This is a genomic window from Liquorilactobacillus capillatus DSM 19910 (genome assembly GCF_001434915.1).
GTDB lineage: Bacteria > Bacillota > Bacilli > Lactobacillales > Lactobacillaceae > Liquorilactobacillus > Liquorilactobacillus capillatus.
On record NZ_AZEF01000011.1, the window covers coordinates 26,566 to 41,823 of the forward strand.

The window sequence follows — 15,258 nt, forward strand, 5'->3', positions numbered from 1 at the left end:
ACGTTAAAGAACTCTATTGTAGCACCTTGCCCGTTAATCTTTTTTTACTCCATAGTATCCATAACCATAGTAACCGTAATAGCCGTTTCCACCTTTAGTTTCAACATCATTTAACAAGGTACCTACAATATTCGCTTTAACGTGCTTTAATAACTCTACTGTTCGACGCACGGCCTCTTTTTCCGCAACATTTTGTCTTACTACTAAGATAGTTCCATCAACCTTTGTAGATAGTACTTGCGCATCTGTTACTGATAAAACTGGCGGGGCATCATAAATAACTAAGTCTAGTTGTTTTTCTAATGAATCAATCAAAGAGTCCATTCTTCTAGAATTAAGCAATTCTGCTGGATTAGGCGGCACTGGACCACTTGGCATAACAAATAAGTTATCTGTTGAAGTTTCGTAAATTGCTCCATTAACATTGAATTCACGATTGGTTAAGTAGTTCGTCAGACCTTTAGGATTTGCAATGCTAAAGGTTGCATTAATTGTAGGGCGTCGCATATCGGCATCTACTAAGAGTGTCTTTAGTCCCTGCTTAGCAAATGTTACAGCTAAATTAGCAGCTACCGTCGATTTTCCTTCTGAAGCTAGGCTAGAAGTCAACATTAAAGATTTATATGTCTTATCAGCATTAGAAAATTGAATATTTGTTCGAATTGTTTTAAACTGCTCTGATATGACTGAATTGGGGGCAGCTGCAGTAATCATATGAACTCCATTCTCCATTGAATCATTTGATAACTGCTTTTTTTTATTATTAAAAAATATCATTATATTCCCCTTTCTTAAACACGTCGCCGTGTTGCAACACTTTGTTCATCAGTAACAACACTGACCGCATGACGACTTGTACTCTTTTTCATATGGCTAACTGCACCTAAACTTACTAATCCCAGTTCATCAGTTAAGTAATTCTCATCTTTTACTGTCGTATCTAGTAAATCACGAATAACTACAATCGCAATTCCAATAACAATTCCTACTAGTAACCCGATTAAAATATTAAGTTGCTTATTTGGTGAAACTGGATTTGTATTAGCCGTTGCTTTGGTTACAACAGTCACATTATCAACTTTCATCATTGTTTTAATCTTTTTACTAAACACGCTACCTAACGTATTGGCTATATCAGAAGCAGTATATGCATTCTTATCCGTTACTGTCACACTCAAAACTTGTGAATTGGTTTGGTTTTCAATTGAAAGAGAATTTTGTAAATCACTTAGACTACCACTATAGTTATCCTTCTGACGAACCTGTTTTAAGACTGGTGATAAAACTACGTCCTTTTTTAAAACGTCTTTATATGTATTGATAGCTTGCAAATCTGCTTGTTGGACATTAAATTGCATCTGTTGATTATCAACCTTTTGGTTAACCAATAAGTCGATCGTTGCACTATACTTTGGTGCCATAAAAACAAAAGAAATAAAGAAGGCGACTATTCCACCAACAAGCCCCCACACCAAGATACTTAGAATGTTTTTGCGTAATAATTCCCATAACTGTTGAATATCAATTACTGTTTCCGTATTATTCTTTTCCACTATCTATCTTGCTCCCTTAATCACTAAAATATTAATAAACTTAATCTATTTATAAAAAAATATAACGCAATTACCGCATAAAATTATCTCAATACGCCCCATTCGGCACAACCATTATCTTGATCGTTCTTAAAACAATTATAAAATCATATATTAAATTACTCTTTTGAATATATCTCAGATCAAGTTCTACCATTTCATTAAAACCAACTTCGTTACGTCCGCTAACCTGCCATAGTCCTGTACACCCTGGTGTGACATAAAGGCGCTGTTTGTCATACTCGCTGTACTGTGCAACCTCATTAGGTAACGGTGGCCGCGGTCCAACCAAGCTCATATGCCCCATTAAAACATTACATAGCTGTGGCAGCTCATCAATGCTCGTTTTTCTAATAAAGTGTCCGATCCGTGTAACGCGTGGATCATGCTTCATCTTAAACATGGCACCATCAACTTCATTATATTTTTTTAACTCTGCTAGTTTTTCATCGGCATTCATGCACATTGAACGGAACTTGTACATATAGAAAACTTTTCCACCACGACCCAATCTTTTTTGTTTATAAAAGATACTGCCATGATCTTCCAACTTAATTAACAGCATTACCACTATAAATAGTGGCGCAAGGACTATCAAACCACCAAGGCTAAAGATAAAATCACTAAGACGTTTTAATGTTCTATAGACATAGCGGTGATCAATATGGTAGCGATCTAAATGAATAAGTTGTTGTACATTGAGTTGACCTCTCTCCATAAATGCTACTCCTCCAAAGATTAATTTTTAAACATTAAACGATGACACAGGTTTGATTATACACGCTTCAACTTTTCATTTAAATACTATTTTTAACAAAAAATTATAAAATTGTTAGTAAAAAGTTTATTTTTCTTCTTTATAAACTAATTCTATCCAAAAAAGAATCTTATCTTACCCTTTGTTATAGTTTTCTTAGAGTGAAGCCAATTAACGGCCTTTAATATTAAATTTTGTTTACAAAAGCTAAGCTGCCTAGCATTCATCTAGGCAGCTTAGCTTATACTATTCTAATTATTTACTTTAACTCTAATGCCCGACGTAATTGTTGTGAAACCTTATCACTATTAGCTTTAGGTACGACTTCATATGAAACACCATCGATCATCTTTCCATTACCTTGCAGTTGGAGTTGCTTAACATTATCAGCTTGACGATACTTGCTTGCGATCGTTTTCATCTGATCAAAGGTAATATCGGTCTTCATGTTACTTGAAAGTGCTGAAAGTATATCTTGATACTTCATTACACCATTAACCGTCGTAATCTTCTTGACCAATCCAGCTAAGACCTCACGCTGACGTTTTTGACGCCCATAATCACCACGTGGATCTTCATAGCGCATCCGCGTAAAAGCTAGAATATTATCCTTGTCGATCTTAACTTCACCTTTAGGAAAATGAGTATCCATATTAGTAAAGTCCAGGTCATTATTGACCTTAATCGGCCCTAAAGCCGAAGAAAGTTGGACTAAGCCCCCCATGTTCATCTCAATATAATGGTCGATGGGAACATTTAGGTAACTTTGGACCGTGTTCATCGCGCCACTGACACCATCATAGGCATAAGCCGCGTTGATCTTGTTATTAAATCCATGTCCTGGGATCGAAACCTTAGTATCCCGTGGGATACTTGCCAATGTCGTAGTCTCAGTCTTAGGATTAACAACTGCTACCATAATGGTATCTGAACGTCCCTTATATGTACGGCCGTACTCACCAGTATCGGTTCCTAAAAGTAAGATCGAGAACGGCTTACCATTCTTGATGTTCGCGTCATTATCACGCCCACTATCATGTTTTACTTTCTTATAGGTAACGTCTACCGCCTGTTTTGCATCATTATACATCTTGAATAAGATTACGGCATCAACCGCGAAGAAGAGGATCAAGAAACCAACGACATACTTCCAGATCTTTCTCTTGCCCTTTTTGTGGTGATGATGATGGCGTATATTTTCATCTTTTGCCAAGATAAATCACTCCAAACTATATTAAAATATTTATTATTTCAAACACACAGATTGATTCTACCACTTTTTTAGTTAAAAGAAAATCTCTTCTTGTTTATGCCAAGTTCCATGCGCCAGTCTTTAATCTTTATTATGCCCATAAAAATAAGAACTAGAGCAAACGCCCTGTTCCTATCTTTTCGAACTATTTACATCAATTTGCTCATTCGATTACGCACCTTTGCATAAGTTTCATTGACTATTTCCGGCATTGGCTCCATCTCAAGTGCCTGGATCGTATATTTAATGAGCTGCTTGTGGTATTTCTCACTAAGGCTAACACAGTATCGTGAGATCGCACGTTTCTTATCCAGCGCGTGAAAGGCTTTAGCCTGCGGATGCCTAGGATAATGATCCGCTACCATCTTCAACGCCAACTTGCTCTCCCTATCAGACACTTTCTCAGCAGCATTGATCACACGCATACAGTAAGCCTTATTAGTCTCCACTGCGATCTTAAGTGCGCGGTCGAACACCTGCGGACAGTACAGAATAATCTTATTCCCCGCAGAGTTAAAAGAATAACTTGCGACGTTATTGACGAAAAACCAGCTGGTTGAATGCTGCGTAGCTCCTGTTAATGGGATCATCATCGTCTCACCATAGACATAAAACAACACGCCCTTGATATTCTCAAGCTCCATTGTTGCTCGAATAAAACCAAACGTCACTATATCCTGAACAACAAACCGGTTAATCAATCTCTTAGTCTCCATGTTAGAAAGACAAATACCTTTATTACGATCAAAGATAATCGACTTAATATTTTTTAGATTATATTTTTGACAATCCAGTATCAGTAATGTGCTGTCTGCCTGAATAGCGGCATCGTTATCGTACTCTCCTAATTCAATTATTTCCTTGATCTTTGCTGTATCTAGAACATCTATCTTCGGTTGCATTCTCTCTCACTTCCTTCACAATTCATTATTAAGGTCTATACCCTGCTTTTTAAGAATGCGTTTTCATTATACATTGTATCTAAATTATTTGCTAGTCTTTTTTTAGTTAACACTTTTTAGCTGCAGGGTTAAAGGACTTTTCTCTATGTTTCTTTTGTTTTTGAAAGCGCTTATTATTATAAAGGCCCGAAAATTGGGCTAATCATAACTTTAACGGAGGTTTTTTATATGACACGCGAAGAGGCTTTTAGGTTTTTATTTTCCGAAGAACGTGAACGGTTGATCTACGGTGTCTGCAAGCGTCTGCATCTCTCTCCACAGAACCCCCAGTACCAAGATTATTTACAGGAAGCACGTATCATCTTCACGGATGCTTACATGGCTTACAAGAAACTGAATCCCAAAATGGATGACGAGAAAGCCTTGATGCTCTTTGCATACCAACGTATTTACTGGCGGTTATTAGATATGCTGCGCAGGGAACGACGTAATCAGGTTAACTGTCAAAACATTGAGGGGGTTCATAACGATGAAAGTGATACTGAAGTCAGTCTTGATCTAGTAGATCCAACAACTTACAATCTTGAAGACGAGACCTTGCACTTCGAGCTCTATCAACGGCTTCTCGCGTTATGCACTCCTAATGAAGCTAAGTATCTGCGTGAAAGTTTTCTTTATGTCCGGCCAATCACTCAAATCGCAAAGATGTACGGTGTCTCCCGTCAAACGATCTATAAGTGGCGTGCAGGGGTCCAGGTTAAAGCTCGCATCCTTTTAGCCGAAGAAAAGCCAGCAGCTTAACGTGTCAGATAATAGTCATAGGTTTACTGTAATTATGTTCATCTTAAGCAAGGAGGACCTCTCCTTGCTTTTACATAATCTAGTCATCTTAGGTTCATCATCTCTTCTTAATTTTAAAAGAGCTGGCAGAATTATGGTGGCATTCTTTTTGGCTTATATCTATGCACCAAAATAGATATTTCTACCTTTAACAGGCTATAAAATGAATTTATTCTGAAACTAAAGTTTATTTATACATCTAATTAGTGTAGAATTTTAACATAATCATGAAAAAGTAATAGGTTTTTAAATCCTTTTTCTAATTATATTATTATTTTAGTGAGGTGACTCCTTTGACAAAAAAAGTTACACCCATCAGACAAGTTACACTTCTAGGTATGATGCTGATGATCTTTACATCGACCTTTGCCTTCGACAATACTTCAATCGCGTACTACACCATGGGCTATGCGGGTATTATCTGGTACGTTCTTGCTGCCTTACTCTTCTTCATCCCCTCGTCTTTAATGTTCGCTGAATTTGGTTCAGCTCTCCATAATGAAGCCGGTGGGGTCTATTCATGGCTACAATATTCACTCGGAACCAAATGGGCTTTTATTGGTGGTTTCGTCTGGTTAGCATCATGGATCATTCTGATCGTTTCCACCGTCTCGAAGATTTGGATCATGCTCTCAACGACACTGACTGGAGCCGATCGAACTGATCAATGGCATCTTTTGGGGCTCGACTCCACAACAACCTTAGGCTTGATCAGTATCATCTTCTTCTGCACGATCACTTTTATATCAACTAAGGGACTAGGTAAAGTCGTCCACTTGGCAGCCATTGGGGGTCTGGCTGCGGTAGCCATTACGATCTTCTTCTTTCTTATTAGTTTCGCAGTCCTTGCCGCTAATCATTTTGAGTTAGCACAACCCGTCCACTTGCCGCGCAGTCTCTTCGTCTCACCGCGAAAAAACTATCAGTCACTAAGCCAGACGATCTCCTTTGTAATCTTCGCAGTCTACGCTTATGCGGGTATTGAGGCTCTGGGTGGTGTCTCAGATCGAATGCGCAATGCTAAAAAGAACTTCGCGCTGGCAATGGGACTAGGGACACTGGCGATTACTGCCGTCTACGCCCTCTTCATCTTCATGTGGGGTTTCTCAGCCAATTGGAACGCGACCTTCAATGATTCTGCCGTCAACCTTGGCAACACGACTTATGTTTTAATGAGTAACCTTGGCTACACACTTGCGACCAGTTTAGGACTTAATAACATGGCCGCAAGTTTCAGCTTCTGGTGTGCACGCTTTGCTGCTTGTATGATGTTGCTAAGTTATTGCGGCTCTTTCTTCGTTATTGCCTTTATGCCGATTAAATCATTTATTTTGGGAACTCCGCAAGCTTTATGGCCACAAGCTTTAACCAGACTGAACCGGCACCAGATGCCTGCCAACGCGATGTGGGCACAGGCTGTTATCGTCTCAATTTTACTGGCACTAACTTCATTTGGCGGTAAAACCGCTGTTAGTTTCTATAATATCTTGACCTTGATGGATAATATCTCATCAACACTGCCTTACCTCTTCTTAGTAACGGCTTTTGCCTTTTTTAAATACCGCAATCCGCTTAAGCAAGACTTTATCTTCTTCAAGAATGGCACGTTAACTTATTTTATCGTTGGCTTAACAGATATTTTATTGTTGTTAGGAATTGGCGCTACCATTATTTCATCTCTTACAGCCAAACAATATTGGGATATCTTCCTCGAGATTGTTGGTCCCGTTCTCTTCGGGCTGATTGGCTATCTGTTATACTTGATCTATAAACGTAAACAGGCATAATTATATCCTAAAAAGAATTACACATTGAAAAAGCACTGCTTGTTCGGTCAAAAACCAACTAGCAGCGCTTTATTTTTAATATTATTACTTTTCTCAACCATAAAAATTCTCACAGTGATTTTACATTCTCAACTTCAGTAATCTGTTTATACTGACTTAGGAAGATAACAATAAAGCTCAGTTCTTCTTCCGTTTGAATAATAAAGTTGAGTTTGAAGATCAGGTTTTCAGAATCATATGCTAATACAATGGCTTGCAGTTTCTTAATCTTCTGACTGCGTAATTCCTCCACGATCTTCTCCATCATCCGCGTATCACCTTTCAAGTGAACGATCAGTCGTCCTTCAAGTGCTCCCGGTAATCCGTCAAGAAAATGGCGGTGATGCAGTAAAATCTGAATCAGCAAGATTAAAATCGTCGCCGTGAATGCCAAGAAGTGCATTCCTGCCCCAACCGCTAATCCAATAGCTGTCACACACCAGATACTGGCTGATGTCGTTAATCCTTCAATCCCATGCCGATACGTTAAGATCGCACCTACACCGATGAAGCCAATACTACTAACAACTTGTGAAGCTACCCTGGATGGATCTAAGTCAACTTGGGCATGGTTCAGCATATCAAAGAATCCGTATTTGGAGATCAGCATCATCAATGCCGCGCCGAGCGTGATCAAAATATGCGTTCGGATCCCCGCTGATTTGAGCCGCAGCTGACGTTCATAACCAACCAGCCCACCATAGATAACAGCTTCAACTAAGCGGATCAAATAATCTAATTGTGTTTCCATCGACACTCATCTCAACCTTCCACTGCTTGTGCTTTCCTTATAATTTCTTCTATAATATTAGACGTTATTTTTTATGTGTTAGTCATCACTATGTTTTACAAGGGTAACGTTTATCGCAAGCGCTGTCAAAAGAGTTGTTTAGTATCAAGCTAGTTTAAAGGATTATGAAGCTAACCCTGTTTAACTGTGATCAATACCAATCTAAACGGGGTCATTAACTTATAAAATAAATAAAGAGCCCTGCTCCAACCTTTGGGCACAACTCTTTAAAATAGTTCATTTTACTTCCTATTAAGATTTCCAATTAACTTAAAGTTCTGTCTTCAACTGATTCAACTTCACCATATCTTCAGTAGAAATATGAAAGTCCAGCTGAGCGTTATTCTTAATATGTTCTTCATGTGCAGCTTTAGGAAGTGGCAATGCACCATTTTGCAAGACAAACTTGATTGCTAATTGTGCCACACTTACATCATAGTTAGCTGCAATTTTCTCAATCGCTGCATTTTGCAGAATACCACCTGTTGCTAAGGGTGAATAAGCTTCAACTAGAATATCATTTTCCTTAGTAAACTTAGTTACCTCAGGTTCAGTGTACCCAATGAAGTAGCGAATCTGGTTAACTGCCGGCTTGACCTCGGCATCTATTAAAATATTCTGCAGATCATGAACATTAAAGTTTGAGACCCCAATCGCCTTAACTTTTCCACTGGCATAGATATCTTGCATCGCCTGCCAAACCGCAATATTTTCCTTATCGTAGTTTGCACCTTTTTCCGCCCAAGGCCACGGTGCATGTACAAGATAGAGATCCAGATAGTCTGTCCCAAGATTTTCCATTGTTTTCCTAAAATCGGCAATTGCTCCCTTGTATGTCTTTGTTTCGGCTGGCAGTTTAGAAGTTAAAAAAATATTATTCCGTTGTATTCCAGAATCACGCATAGCCTTTCCGACACTCTTCTCATTATGATAGACCTTAGCTGTGTCAATGTGCCGATAACCTGCTTTTAAAGCTGCCGCAACAGCATCATAAGTTGGTGCACCATCAGGGATCTGCCAGGTTCCAAAGCCCACCTTAGGAATCTGCACCCCATTATTTAATGTAAATGTTTCAGTTAGAATTGACATCTAAAATACCTCCTTAAAAAGTGCTTTTTGCACATTGCTTAACGGTTATATTATGTCATTCAATTCGTAAAATGACGAGAAAAGTGGCTTAGACTTACGAGATTTTTGCCAAGATCTCTGACTAAGCTCAAACAAAAAACAGATAAGCAAAATACACTTATCTGCCAAATTTTAAATTAGTCAATTAGTTTTCATACCATACTCAACCATGGAATTTATTTGGGAATAATCGCAAAGGCTCTAACGGGAAAGCCAGGCGCCTTTTCAGCCTTGGGAACAGAAATAAAAATATAAGCTCCAGTAGCTGGAACAAGGTCTAAATTATCAAGCAATTCCACCTGATAATGACCATGTGACAGGACATAATACTCACCCACTAGCCCATTTTCTTGTTTAATAGCCGTGTCTGTATCAAAGGTTTCATGCCCATTAGCTGTTACGTTGCGTTGTTCATAGATAAACTTCAATGCATCTAAGTCCCAGCCTGGGTAATGATCTTGACCCTTACTATCTTTATTTTCAGATTTTTCTTGACTCGGCCAACGTTTACCCCAGTCAGTCCTTAAAGCAACAAATGACTTTTCAGGAATCTTACCATACTTTTTCTCCCACACTTTGATATCTTCAACAGTTAATGAAGAATCAGGATCTTTCTTAGCGGCCGCTGATTTATCAATTACAATTAACGGCAGGACAAGCTGTTTGAGAGATATATCTTCAACATATTTGTCCCGATGAGCATCAAAATGTACCGGAGGATCGATATGAGTCCCAAATTGTCCTGGAAACGTAAACTCTTTTACAAAAAAACCATCATCATGCGTAAAAATTGTATTAAACTTTGGTTTGGCAAATGCTGGGAAACGTGGGCTTTCAGGACCAAATGTGTGCGTTAAATCAACCCACTTAAAAGATTTTAATTTATCAATAATTTGGCCCAGTGTTTGGTTATCAGCTAAGTTTTTTACTGTTTCCGTAGTTTTATTATTTGAATTAATAGTCATATGATAATTTCCTCCTGGTATTTAATCTTTGCTAGAAAAATCCAAACTAGGTGTCTTAGTCTTAAAGAACTTCGTTTTAACCAACAAGATGACTAACCCTACCAAAATCCAGATGGCTCCAAGAATTTTAGCATCAAGTGATAAGCTTAGAAAAATCCAACTGCTAACGGCAAAACCAATAAATGGCGATAAGGCATATTTAACAAATGCCAAAAACGAATCATGATCGCCTTTAATGTAAAACTTCCAAATAACTGACAAGTTTAGCAGGATAAAGCCAAACAATGCACCAAAACTTATCAGATTTGAAACTGCCGTCTGCGATAATGTAAGTGAGATTACTAGCGAAATCAAGCCTACAAGTAAAATAGCATTCACAGGTGTCTGGTATTTCCTATGCAATTTTGCTAATGGTGATGGTAAGATGCCATCACGACCCATTGCATATAAAATACGCGAAATGGCAGTCTGCCCTTCCTGTCCACTAGCAAAACCAAACGAAAGAATGATTGTTATATCAGCAAGTTTAACCAGCCATGTTCCTCCAACACGTTGCAAGATACCCAAGAATGCAGTATCTGGATTGAGTTTTTGATAATCAGGTGCTACAAAACCAGCTAAGGTCGTAATAACAACAAACAAAAGACCAATTGCAACAATTGAGAGGATGATAGCTCTGCCAACAGATTGACGTGGGTTTTCTGTTTCTTCAGATAAGGTACTAATCGCATCAAACCCTAAATAGCTGACTATAACGATCCCCGTAGCTTGAAGAACTCCTTGAATATTAAAATGTGTCGGATTGTACCACGAAATCGCATGCGGTTGAATGGCACCCGTAAACAATAACTTGAGTGTTCCAATTATAAATGCGCTTAATACTAGTCCTTGAAGTACAAATAATATCCAGCTAACTTTAGTAACAATATTAGATCCTAAAATATTGATCCAGGTATTGAATACTACTAACACTATTATCCATACCCACCCAGGAACGTCTGGCAATAATGATTCTCCAAAAGACTGGCTGATCAAGTAAGTTATTACTGGAATCAAAAAATAATCAAGTGTAATTCCCCAACCACCTATAAAACCTAAACCTGCATTAGTTCCTTGCTGGACGTAAGTATACACAGAACCAGAATATGGAAAAGCCGCTGACATAGTAGCATAGCTGAACCCTGTGAATAACATAGCAACCATTCCTATAAAGTATGCCAAGGCGACCATCCCATTGGCTGGTTCTAAAAATGAACCATAAAAAGCTAATGGAGCGACTGGAATCATGAAAGTTATTCCATAAACGAGTAGATCTTTCGTACTCAAACTTACCTTTAAACCCGAACCAATACCTGTTTCTTCCATAGAGAGGAACCTCCTATTTATAAAATAATTGCCTAACTAACTCTGCCAAACTTCTTTTGCTGTATCAACAACTAACTGGATCTTCTTCCATTGCTCTTCCTCTGTTAAGTGATTTCCTTCTTCAGTCGAAGCAAAACCACACTGCGGAGACAAACACAAATTATCCAGTGGAACATACTTACTAGCTGAAGCAATTCTTTTCTTTAGTAAAACTTTGTCTTCTAATTCTGCTTTCTTAGTCGTAACTAAGCCAAGCACTATTCGCTGTAAGCGTCCATTATCAGCAATTTTCTTCAAGGGTTCAAAACCACCTGAGCGTTCGTCATCATACTCCAAGAAATAACCATCAATATGCAACTGTGCTAGATAATCTGCGACGGGATCATATGCACCAGCACCTGCCCAATTAGAATCATAATTTCCGCGGCAGACATGCATTGTTAGAACCAAATCATCTGGCTTATTATCTGCAATAGCATTAATTGCCTTAACAGCTGCTTCACACAATGGTTTTAACTCTGGATTAATAACATTTTTTGAAAAACTTGCCCACATCCCCCAAGAAGTGTCGTCAATCTGGAGATAACGACAACCAAGATCATAAAAGTGTTGCACTGTCTTTTGATAAGCCTCAATCTCATCAGCTAAGAACTCACCTAATTTATATTGATAATGTTCATCGTAAACTTCAGCATCTTTATTTGGAAAAAAAACAGATGGGCTCGGGATCGTCTGCTTGGCTACCACGCCTTCTGGTACAATACTGTTTAAATATTCGAAGCCTGCGAAAAATGGATGTTCTGGATTATAAGCAAGCTTACCTTCGATCTTAATACCACCCTTTCTTGTCTCTTGTCCATTAAAAATAAAACCATGATCCGGTTCAAAAAATTTTGCTCCCCTTAAACCGGCGAAAAAGTCTAAGTGCCACCAGCTGCGTCTGAATTCACCATCTGTTACATCTTTTAAACCTAATTCAACTTGCTTAGCAACAATTCGCTTAACTTCTTGATCCTCAACAGCTATTAGTTTTTCACGCTTAATTTCACCTCGTTGAAAAGCAATACGTGCTTTCTTCAAACTTTCAGGTCTTAAAAAACTCCCTGCGATATCATATCTGCTTGGATATTGTGTTGTACTAGTTGCGCTTGTCATTAAAATCTCTCCCTTATTTTTTAATACAAAAAAAGCCCTCGGAATAACTAAAATTCCAAGGGCGAACGAAACGATCGCGGTACCACCTTTTATTTACCTAACTCGCATTAGATAACTCTGAAAGTACAGTAAAAAGCACTATACTCCGGTACATTAATGGGTACCAAACAATGCTTTCTTACACAAACACTCTAGCGCTCGAAAAACATATCGCTCCAAGACCATTTTCACTACCTAATCGTTTCTCACTTTCACCATTGCATGAGCTCTCTCAGCACGATTTTAGCAGTTACTCATCTTTTCATCGCATTAAATTATTGTTGTTGTCTTATTAATTTAAGATTATAGCTTTCACATAATTGCTTGTCAAGTAGTTATTTACCTTATCCTGCTAAAAAATAAATACTTTCAGTATCTTTTCTGCAAGATATTTTGCTGTATTTTCTCTCAGTATCCATCACCTTTATCACCCATTACATGCTGCTGTAGCAACAATGCAACCATAAGTTGCGTATACAGCATCCATAATTAGACAGGATAATTGTTTACTTACTTTGATTCTAATGGATAATAGAACGAGTATTCAACAGGAGGTTACAAGTCAATATGAAAAATATTTTTTCACATCAATTAATTACCTTGCGGCGCCGAAAAAAGCTCTCACAAAATGATCTCGCAGGAAAACTATACGTCTCGCGCCAATCCGTTTCTAAATGGGAAAATGGTGAAACCGAACCAGGTATCGATAAACTAATTAGTTTAGCAGAGATCCTAGGCGTTGACCTAGATTTTTTACTTTTGGGTAAAGAGAACATTAATGATCTGATTATTAAAATTAGTAATTTAAAAAAATCTTTCGCCTCCCCAGTTTTAAATGGCGTTAATTTAAATATCTACGGCAAAGATCGGATTGCTCTTCTTGGCAGCAACGGAGCAGGAAAATCAACATTTACAAAAATAATTTATGGTGAACTCACGCCTGATAGCGGCAGTATCGAAAGTTACATTGATAGTAGAGACGCTTTAAATGTTATGCCTCAAGATGACGTTTTGATGGGAGACCTGACAGTAACTGAGCATATTCAGCTAGCGGCACTGATTGACCGAGTCTATTCTACGGGATTTATTGACCAAATGATCCGTAAATTTCGGTTGGAAAAACAACAGGGAACATTTGTTAGTAAATTATCCGGTGGGCAAAAGCGCCGTTTGTCTCTGTTACTGGCTCTCCTACGCGAATCCAAACTACTGATCTTAGATGAACCAACTGTCGGTATGGATCTGAACTCAATCGATTTTTTCTGGCGTTATCTAGATCATGTCGGAGGCTGCGTTATCACAGTCACACATGATTTTAATCAAATTGATAAGTATTTTTCACGTATTTTACTACTAAAAGATGGAAAAATTGCACAGGATGTCTCTGTTGATAAGATTCACAGTCATAATCAAACAATTGAACAATGGTATCGTCAACATAATGATGGAGAGGGACAAGCCTAATGATCAAATTAATTCAATTAAAACAAGTTTTACGTAATCGTCGTTTCTTCTTCTTTACGATTCTCATCCCTTGTTTCTGGTATTTGTTTATGCTTAATCTGATAAAAGTTGACCAGCATACTGCAGCTAGTTTGAAATATGATTGGTTTCTAGTTGCTTGCCTGATGGGTATTACCGGAAATTCAATTGTTACTTTCAGCAAGCGCATCAGCAGCGGTAGTCGTTTTTATCTACTTAAAGCTCGGCTATCGCACTATTCGATCTGGCATTTCATGACAGATCAGCTTATTACCCAGTTGATTCTTAACGTGATGATTATGATGATTATTATTACTGTCGGCTTAGTATTGGGCACACTTAGTTTGAATACTTCCTTACTAGTCTCACTGCTTCTCCTAAATATTTTTGGCATCTATTACAGTATTATTGGTTTTGTTTTGGGACTGACAATGGAAAGTTCAGCGCTTGATGCGGCTGGTGCACCCTTGATGGTTATTGCTGCACTTTTCTTCGTACCCTTTAATACTTTCATCAACAACAGTTTTGAACATTTTGTAACAATTATTCAGCAGCTATTTCCAGGCTATTATTTATATTCAATTGGGACCCACTTGATTGACCATGCTTCGATCCAGCTTGACCTGATTAGATTCTTTATTTCATTTTGTCTTACTATCATCCCTTTTATCATGATTCTCTGGTTCAAGTTAATTAAGAAAGTAGGAAATAACTAATGTTTAGACAATTACATGAATTTATAAAAGAAAATTATGAACAAGAAAATTTTAACACGACCTATAACAAAGCATCTAAGGGATGGGAAAAAGATAACTATACGACATGCCAGCATATTTGCAGTGACTACCAGCTTGGCTATCAGCAAGCAAAATATGATTATCAAGCTCACCACTTCTTTTATCATTATCCTGCTAAAATAGTTAGTTTGCTGAACAGAATTACCCGTGGACGTATTAGTGAAATTGAAAACTATATTTGCGGCTATAATGATGCTAAAGCTACTATTTTACATAGATAATTATGTTTAAAGTAAGCCAACTTAACTAATGGTTCTGCACAAGGTACTGATACTATTCATCATATAAATAAAGAATGCTACGCTTAAAATAAACGGTTCTACAATATCTGTTGTTGGTAATAGATTTCTCTATTACTAATGACAGAT

The 15,258-nt window shown here is 37.9% G+C and carries 15 protein-coding genes; 5 read left to right on the forward strand and 10 right to left on the reverse strand.

What is annotated here, in order from left to right; translation table 11 throughout:
• Nucleotides 1-33: 33 nt before the first annotated feature.
• From FC81_RS02735 to FC81_RS02755, 5 genes are all read right to left on the reverse strand, one after another.
• Entirely contained in the window at nucleotides 34-777 is a 744-nt protein-coding gene (locus FC81_RS02735; protein WP_057742794.1) for a CpsD/CapB family tyrosine-protein kinase, read from the reverse strand.
• A gap of 14 nt (nucleotides 778-791) precedes the next feature.
• Nucleotides 792-1,556: a YveK family protein gene (locus tag FC81_RS02740; protein WP_057742795.1), complete on the reverse strand. Its 765-nt coding sequence runs from the start codon at nucleotides 1,554-1,556 to the stop codon at nucleotides 792-794.
• An 85-nt stretch (nucleotides 1,557-1,641) separates the two neighbouring features.
• Nucleotides 1,642-2,310, reverse strand: a complete 669-nt coding sequence (locus tag FC81_RS02745; protein ID WP_057742797.1) for a sugar transferase — start codon at nucleotides 2,308-2,310, stop codon at nucleotides 1,642-1,644.
• 298 nt (nucleotides 2,311-2,608) lie between these two features.
• Nucleotides 2,609-3,565 (reverse strand): LCP family glycopolymer transferase, encoded by a 957-nt coding sequence (locus FC81_RS02750; RefSeq protein WP_187327404.1) that lies wholly within the window; start codon nucleotides 3,563-3,565, stop codon nucleotides 2,609-2,611.
• Between the two features lie 185 nt (nucleotides 3,566-3,750).
• Entirely contained in the window at nucleotides 3,751-4,503 is a 753-nt protein-coding gene (locus FC81_RS02755; protein ID WP_057742798.1) for a hypothetical protein, read from the reverse strand.
• 228 nt (nucleotides 4,504-4,731) lie between these two features.
• Between FC81_RS02755 and FC81_RS02760 the strand changes: the two genes are divergently transcribed.
• Both FC81_RS02760 and yjeM read left to right on the forward strand, forming a co-directional pair.
• Nucleotides 4,732-5,304, forward strand: a complete 573-nt coding sequence (locus FC81_RS02760) for a sigma-70 family RNA polymerase sigma factor (RefSeq protein ID WP_057742799.1) — start codon at nucleotides 4,732-4,734, stop codon at nucleotides 5,302-5,304.
• 332 nt (nucleotides 5,305-5,636) lie between these two features.
• Entirely contained in the window at nucleotides 5,637-7,130 is a 1,494-nt protein-coding gene (gene yjeM / locus FC81_RS02765) for a glutamate/gamma-aminobutyrate family transporter YjeM (RefSeq protein ID WP_235804620.1), read from the forward strand.
• Between the two features lie 109 nt (nucleotides 7,131-7,239).
• Here yjeM and FC81_RS02770 read toward each other — a convergent pair whose 3' ends face one another.
• The 5 genes from FC81_RS02770 to FC81_RS02790 all read right to left on the reverse strand — a co-directional run bounded on the left by FC81_RS02770 (nucleotide 7,240) and on the right by FC81_RS02790 (nucleotide 12,572).
• Nucleotides 7,240-7,920 carry an MgtC/SapB family protein gene (locus FC81_RS02770; protein ID WP_162254809.1) on the reverse strand — a complete coding sequence of 227 codons (681 nt, stop codon included), beginning with the start codon at nucleotides 7,918-7,920 and terminating at the stop codon, nucleotides 7,240-7,242.
• 309 nt (nucleotides 7,921-8,229) lie between these two features.
• Entirely contained in the window at nucleotides 8,230-9,048 is an 819-nt protein-coding gene (locus tag FC81_RS02775; RefSeq protein WP_057742804.1) for an aldo/keto reductase, read from the reverse strand.
• A gap of 215 nt (nucleotides 9,049-9,263) precedes the next feature.
• Nucleotides 9,264-10,052, reverse strand: coding sequence for a cyclase family protein (locus FC81_RS02780; RefSeq protein ID WP_057742806.1), 789 nt, complete (start codon nucleotides 10,050-10,052; stop codon nucleotides 9,264-9,266).
• 21 nt (nucleotides 10,053-10,073) lie between these two features.
• The gene (locus tag FC81_RS02785) at nucleotides 10,074-11,417 is read right to left on the reverse strand and encodes an APC family permease (protein WP_057742808.1); all 1,344 of its coding nucleotides are present in this window, start codon (nucleotides 11,415-11,417) and stop codon (nucleotides 10,074-10,076) included.
• A gap of 36 nt (nucleotides 11,418-11,453) precedes the next feature.
• A complete protein-coding gene (locus tag FC81_RS02790; RefSeq protein ID WP_057742810.1) occupies nucleotides 11,454-12,572 on the reverse strand; it encodes a 5-methyltetrahydropteroyltriglutamate--homocysteine S-methyltransferase in 1,119 nt (372 codons plus the stop codon).
• 606 nt (nucleotides 12,573-13,178) lie between these two features.
• On the opposite strand from FC81_RS02790, the gene FC81_RS02795 reads away from it, so the two are divergent.
• From FC81_RS02795 to FC81_RS02805, 3 genes are read left to right on the forward strand one after another with little or no spacing between them, the layout of a single operon-like run.
• Nucleotides 13,179-14,075, forward strand: coding sequence for an XRE family transcriptional regulator (locus FC81_RS02795; RefSeq protein ID WP_057742812.1), 897 nt, complete (start codon nucleotides 13,179-13,181; stop codon nucleotides 14,073-14,075).
• A complete protein-coding gene (locus tag FC81_RS02800) occupies nucleotides 14,075-14,809 on the forward strand; it encodes a hypothetical protein (RefSeq protein WP_057742814.1) in 735 nt (244 codons plus the stop codon). The genes FC81_RS02795 and FC81_RS02800 overlap by 1 nt, the downstream gene beginning before the upstream one ends.
• Nucleotides 14,809-15,111, forward strand: a complete 303-nt coding sequence (locus tag FC81_RS02805; RefSeq protein WP_057742815.1) for a hypothetical protein — start codon at nucleotides 14,809-14,811, stop codon at nucleotides 15,109-15,111. Before FC81_RS02800 ends, FC81_RS02805 begins: the two co-directional genes overlap by 1 nt.
• Nucleotides 15,112-15,258 lie beyond the last annotated feature (147 nt).

Coding starts and splice junctions, on each gene's coding strand:
- FC81_RS02735 (WP_057742794.1), bottom strand. CDS start 777: ATGATATTTTTTAATAATAAAAAAAAGCAGTTATCAAATGATTCAATG.
- FC81_RS02745 (WP_057742797.1), bottom strand. CDS start 2,310: ATGGAGAGAGGTCAACTCAATGTACAACAACTTATTCATTTAGATCGC.
- FC81_RS02755 (WP_057742798.1), bottom strand. CDS start 4,503: ATGCAACCGAAGATAGATGTTCTAGATACAGCAAAGATCAAGGAAATA.
- FC81_RS02760 (WP_057742799.1), top strand. CDS start 4,732: ATGACACGCGAAGAGGCTTTTAGGTTTTTATTTTCCGAAGAACGTGAA.
- FC81_RS02770 (WP_162254809.1), bottom strand. CDS start 7,920: ATGGAAACACAATTAGATTATTTGATCCGCTTAGTTGAAGCTGTTATC.
- FC81_RS02775 (WP_057742804.1), bottom strand. CDS start 9,048: ATGTCAATTCTAACTGAAACATTTACATTAAATAATGGGGTGCAGATT.
- FC81_RS02780 (WP_057742806.1), bottom strand. CDS start 10,052: ATGACTATTAATTCAAATAATAAAACTACGGAAACAGTAAAAAACTTA.
- FC81_RS02785 (WP_057742808.1), bottom strand. CDS start 11,417: ATGGAAGAAACAGGTATTGGTTCGGGTTTAAAGGTAAGTTTGAGTACG.
- FC81_RS02790 (WP_057742810.1), bottom strand. CDS start 12,572: ATGACAAGCGCAACTAGTACAACACAATATCCAAGCAGATATGATATC.
- FC81_RS02795 (WP_057742812.1), top strand. CDS start 13,179: ATGAAAAATATTTTTTCACATCAATTAATTACCTTGCGGCGCCGAAAA.
- FC81_RS02800 (WP_057742814.1), top strand. CDS start 14,075: ATGATCAAATTAATTCAATTAAAACAAGTTTTACGTAATCGTCGTTTC.
- FC81_RS02805 (WP_057742815.1), top strand. CDS start 14,809: ATGTTTAGACAATTACATGAATTTATAAAAGAAAATTATGAACAAGAA.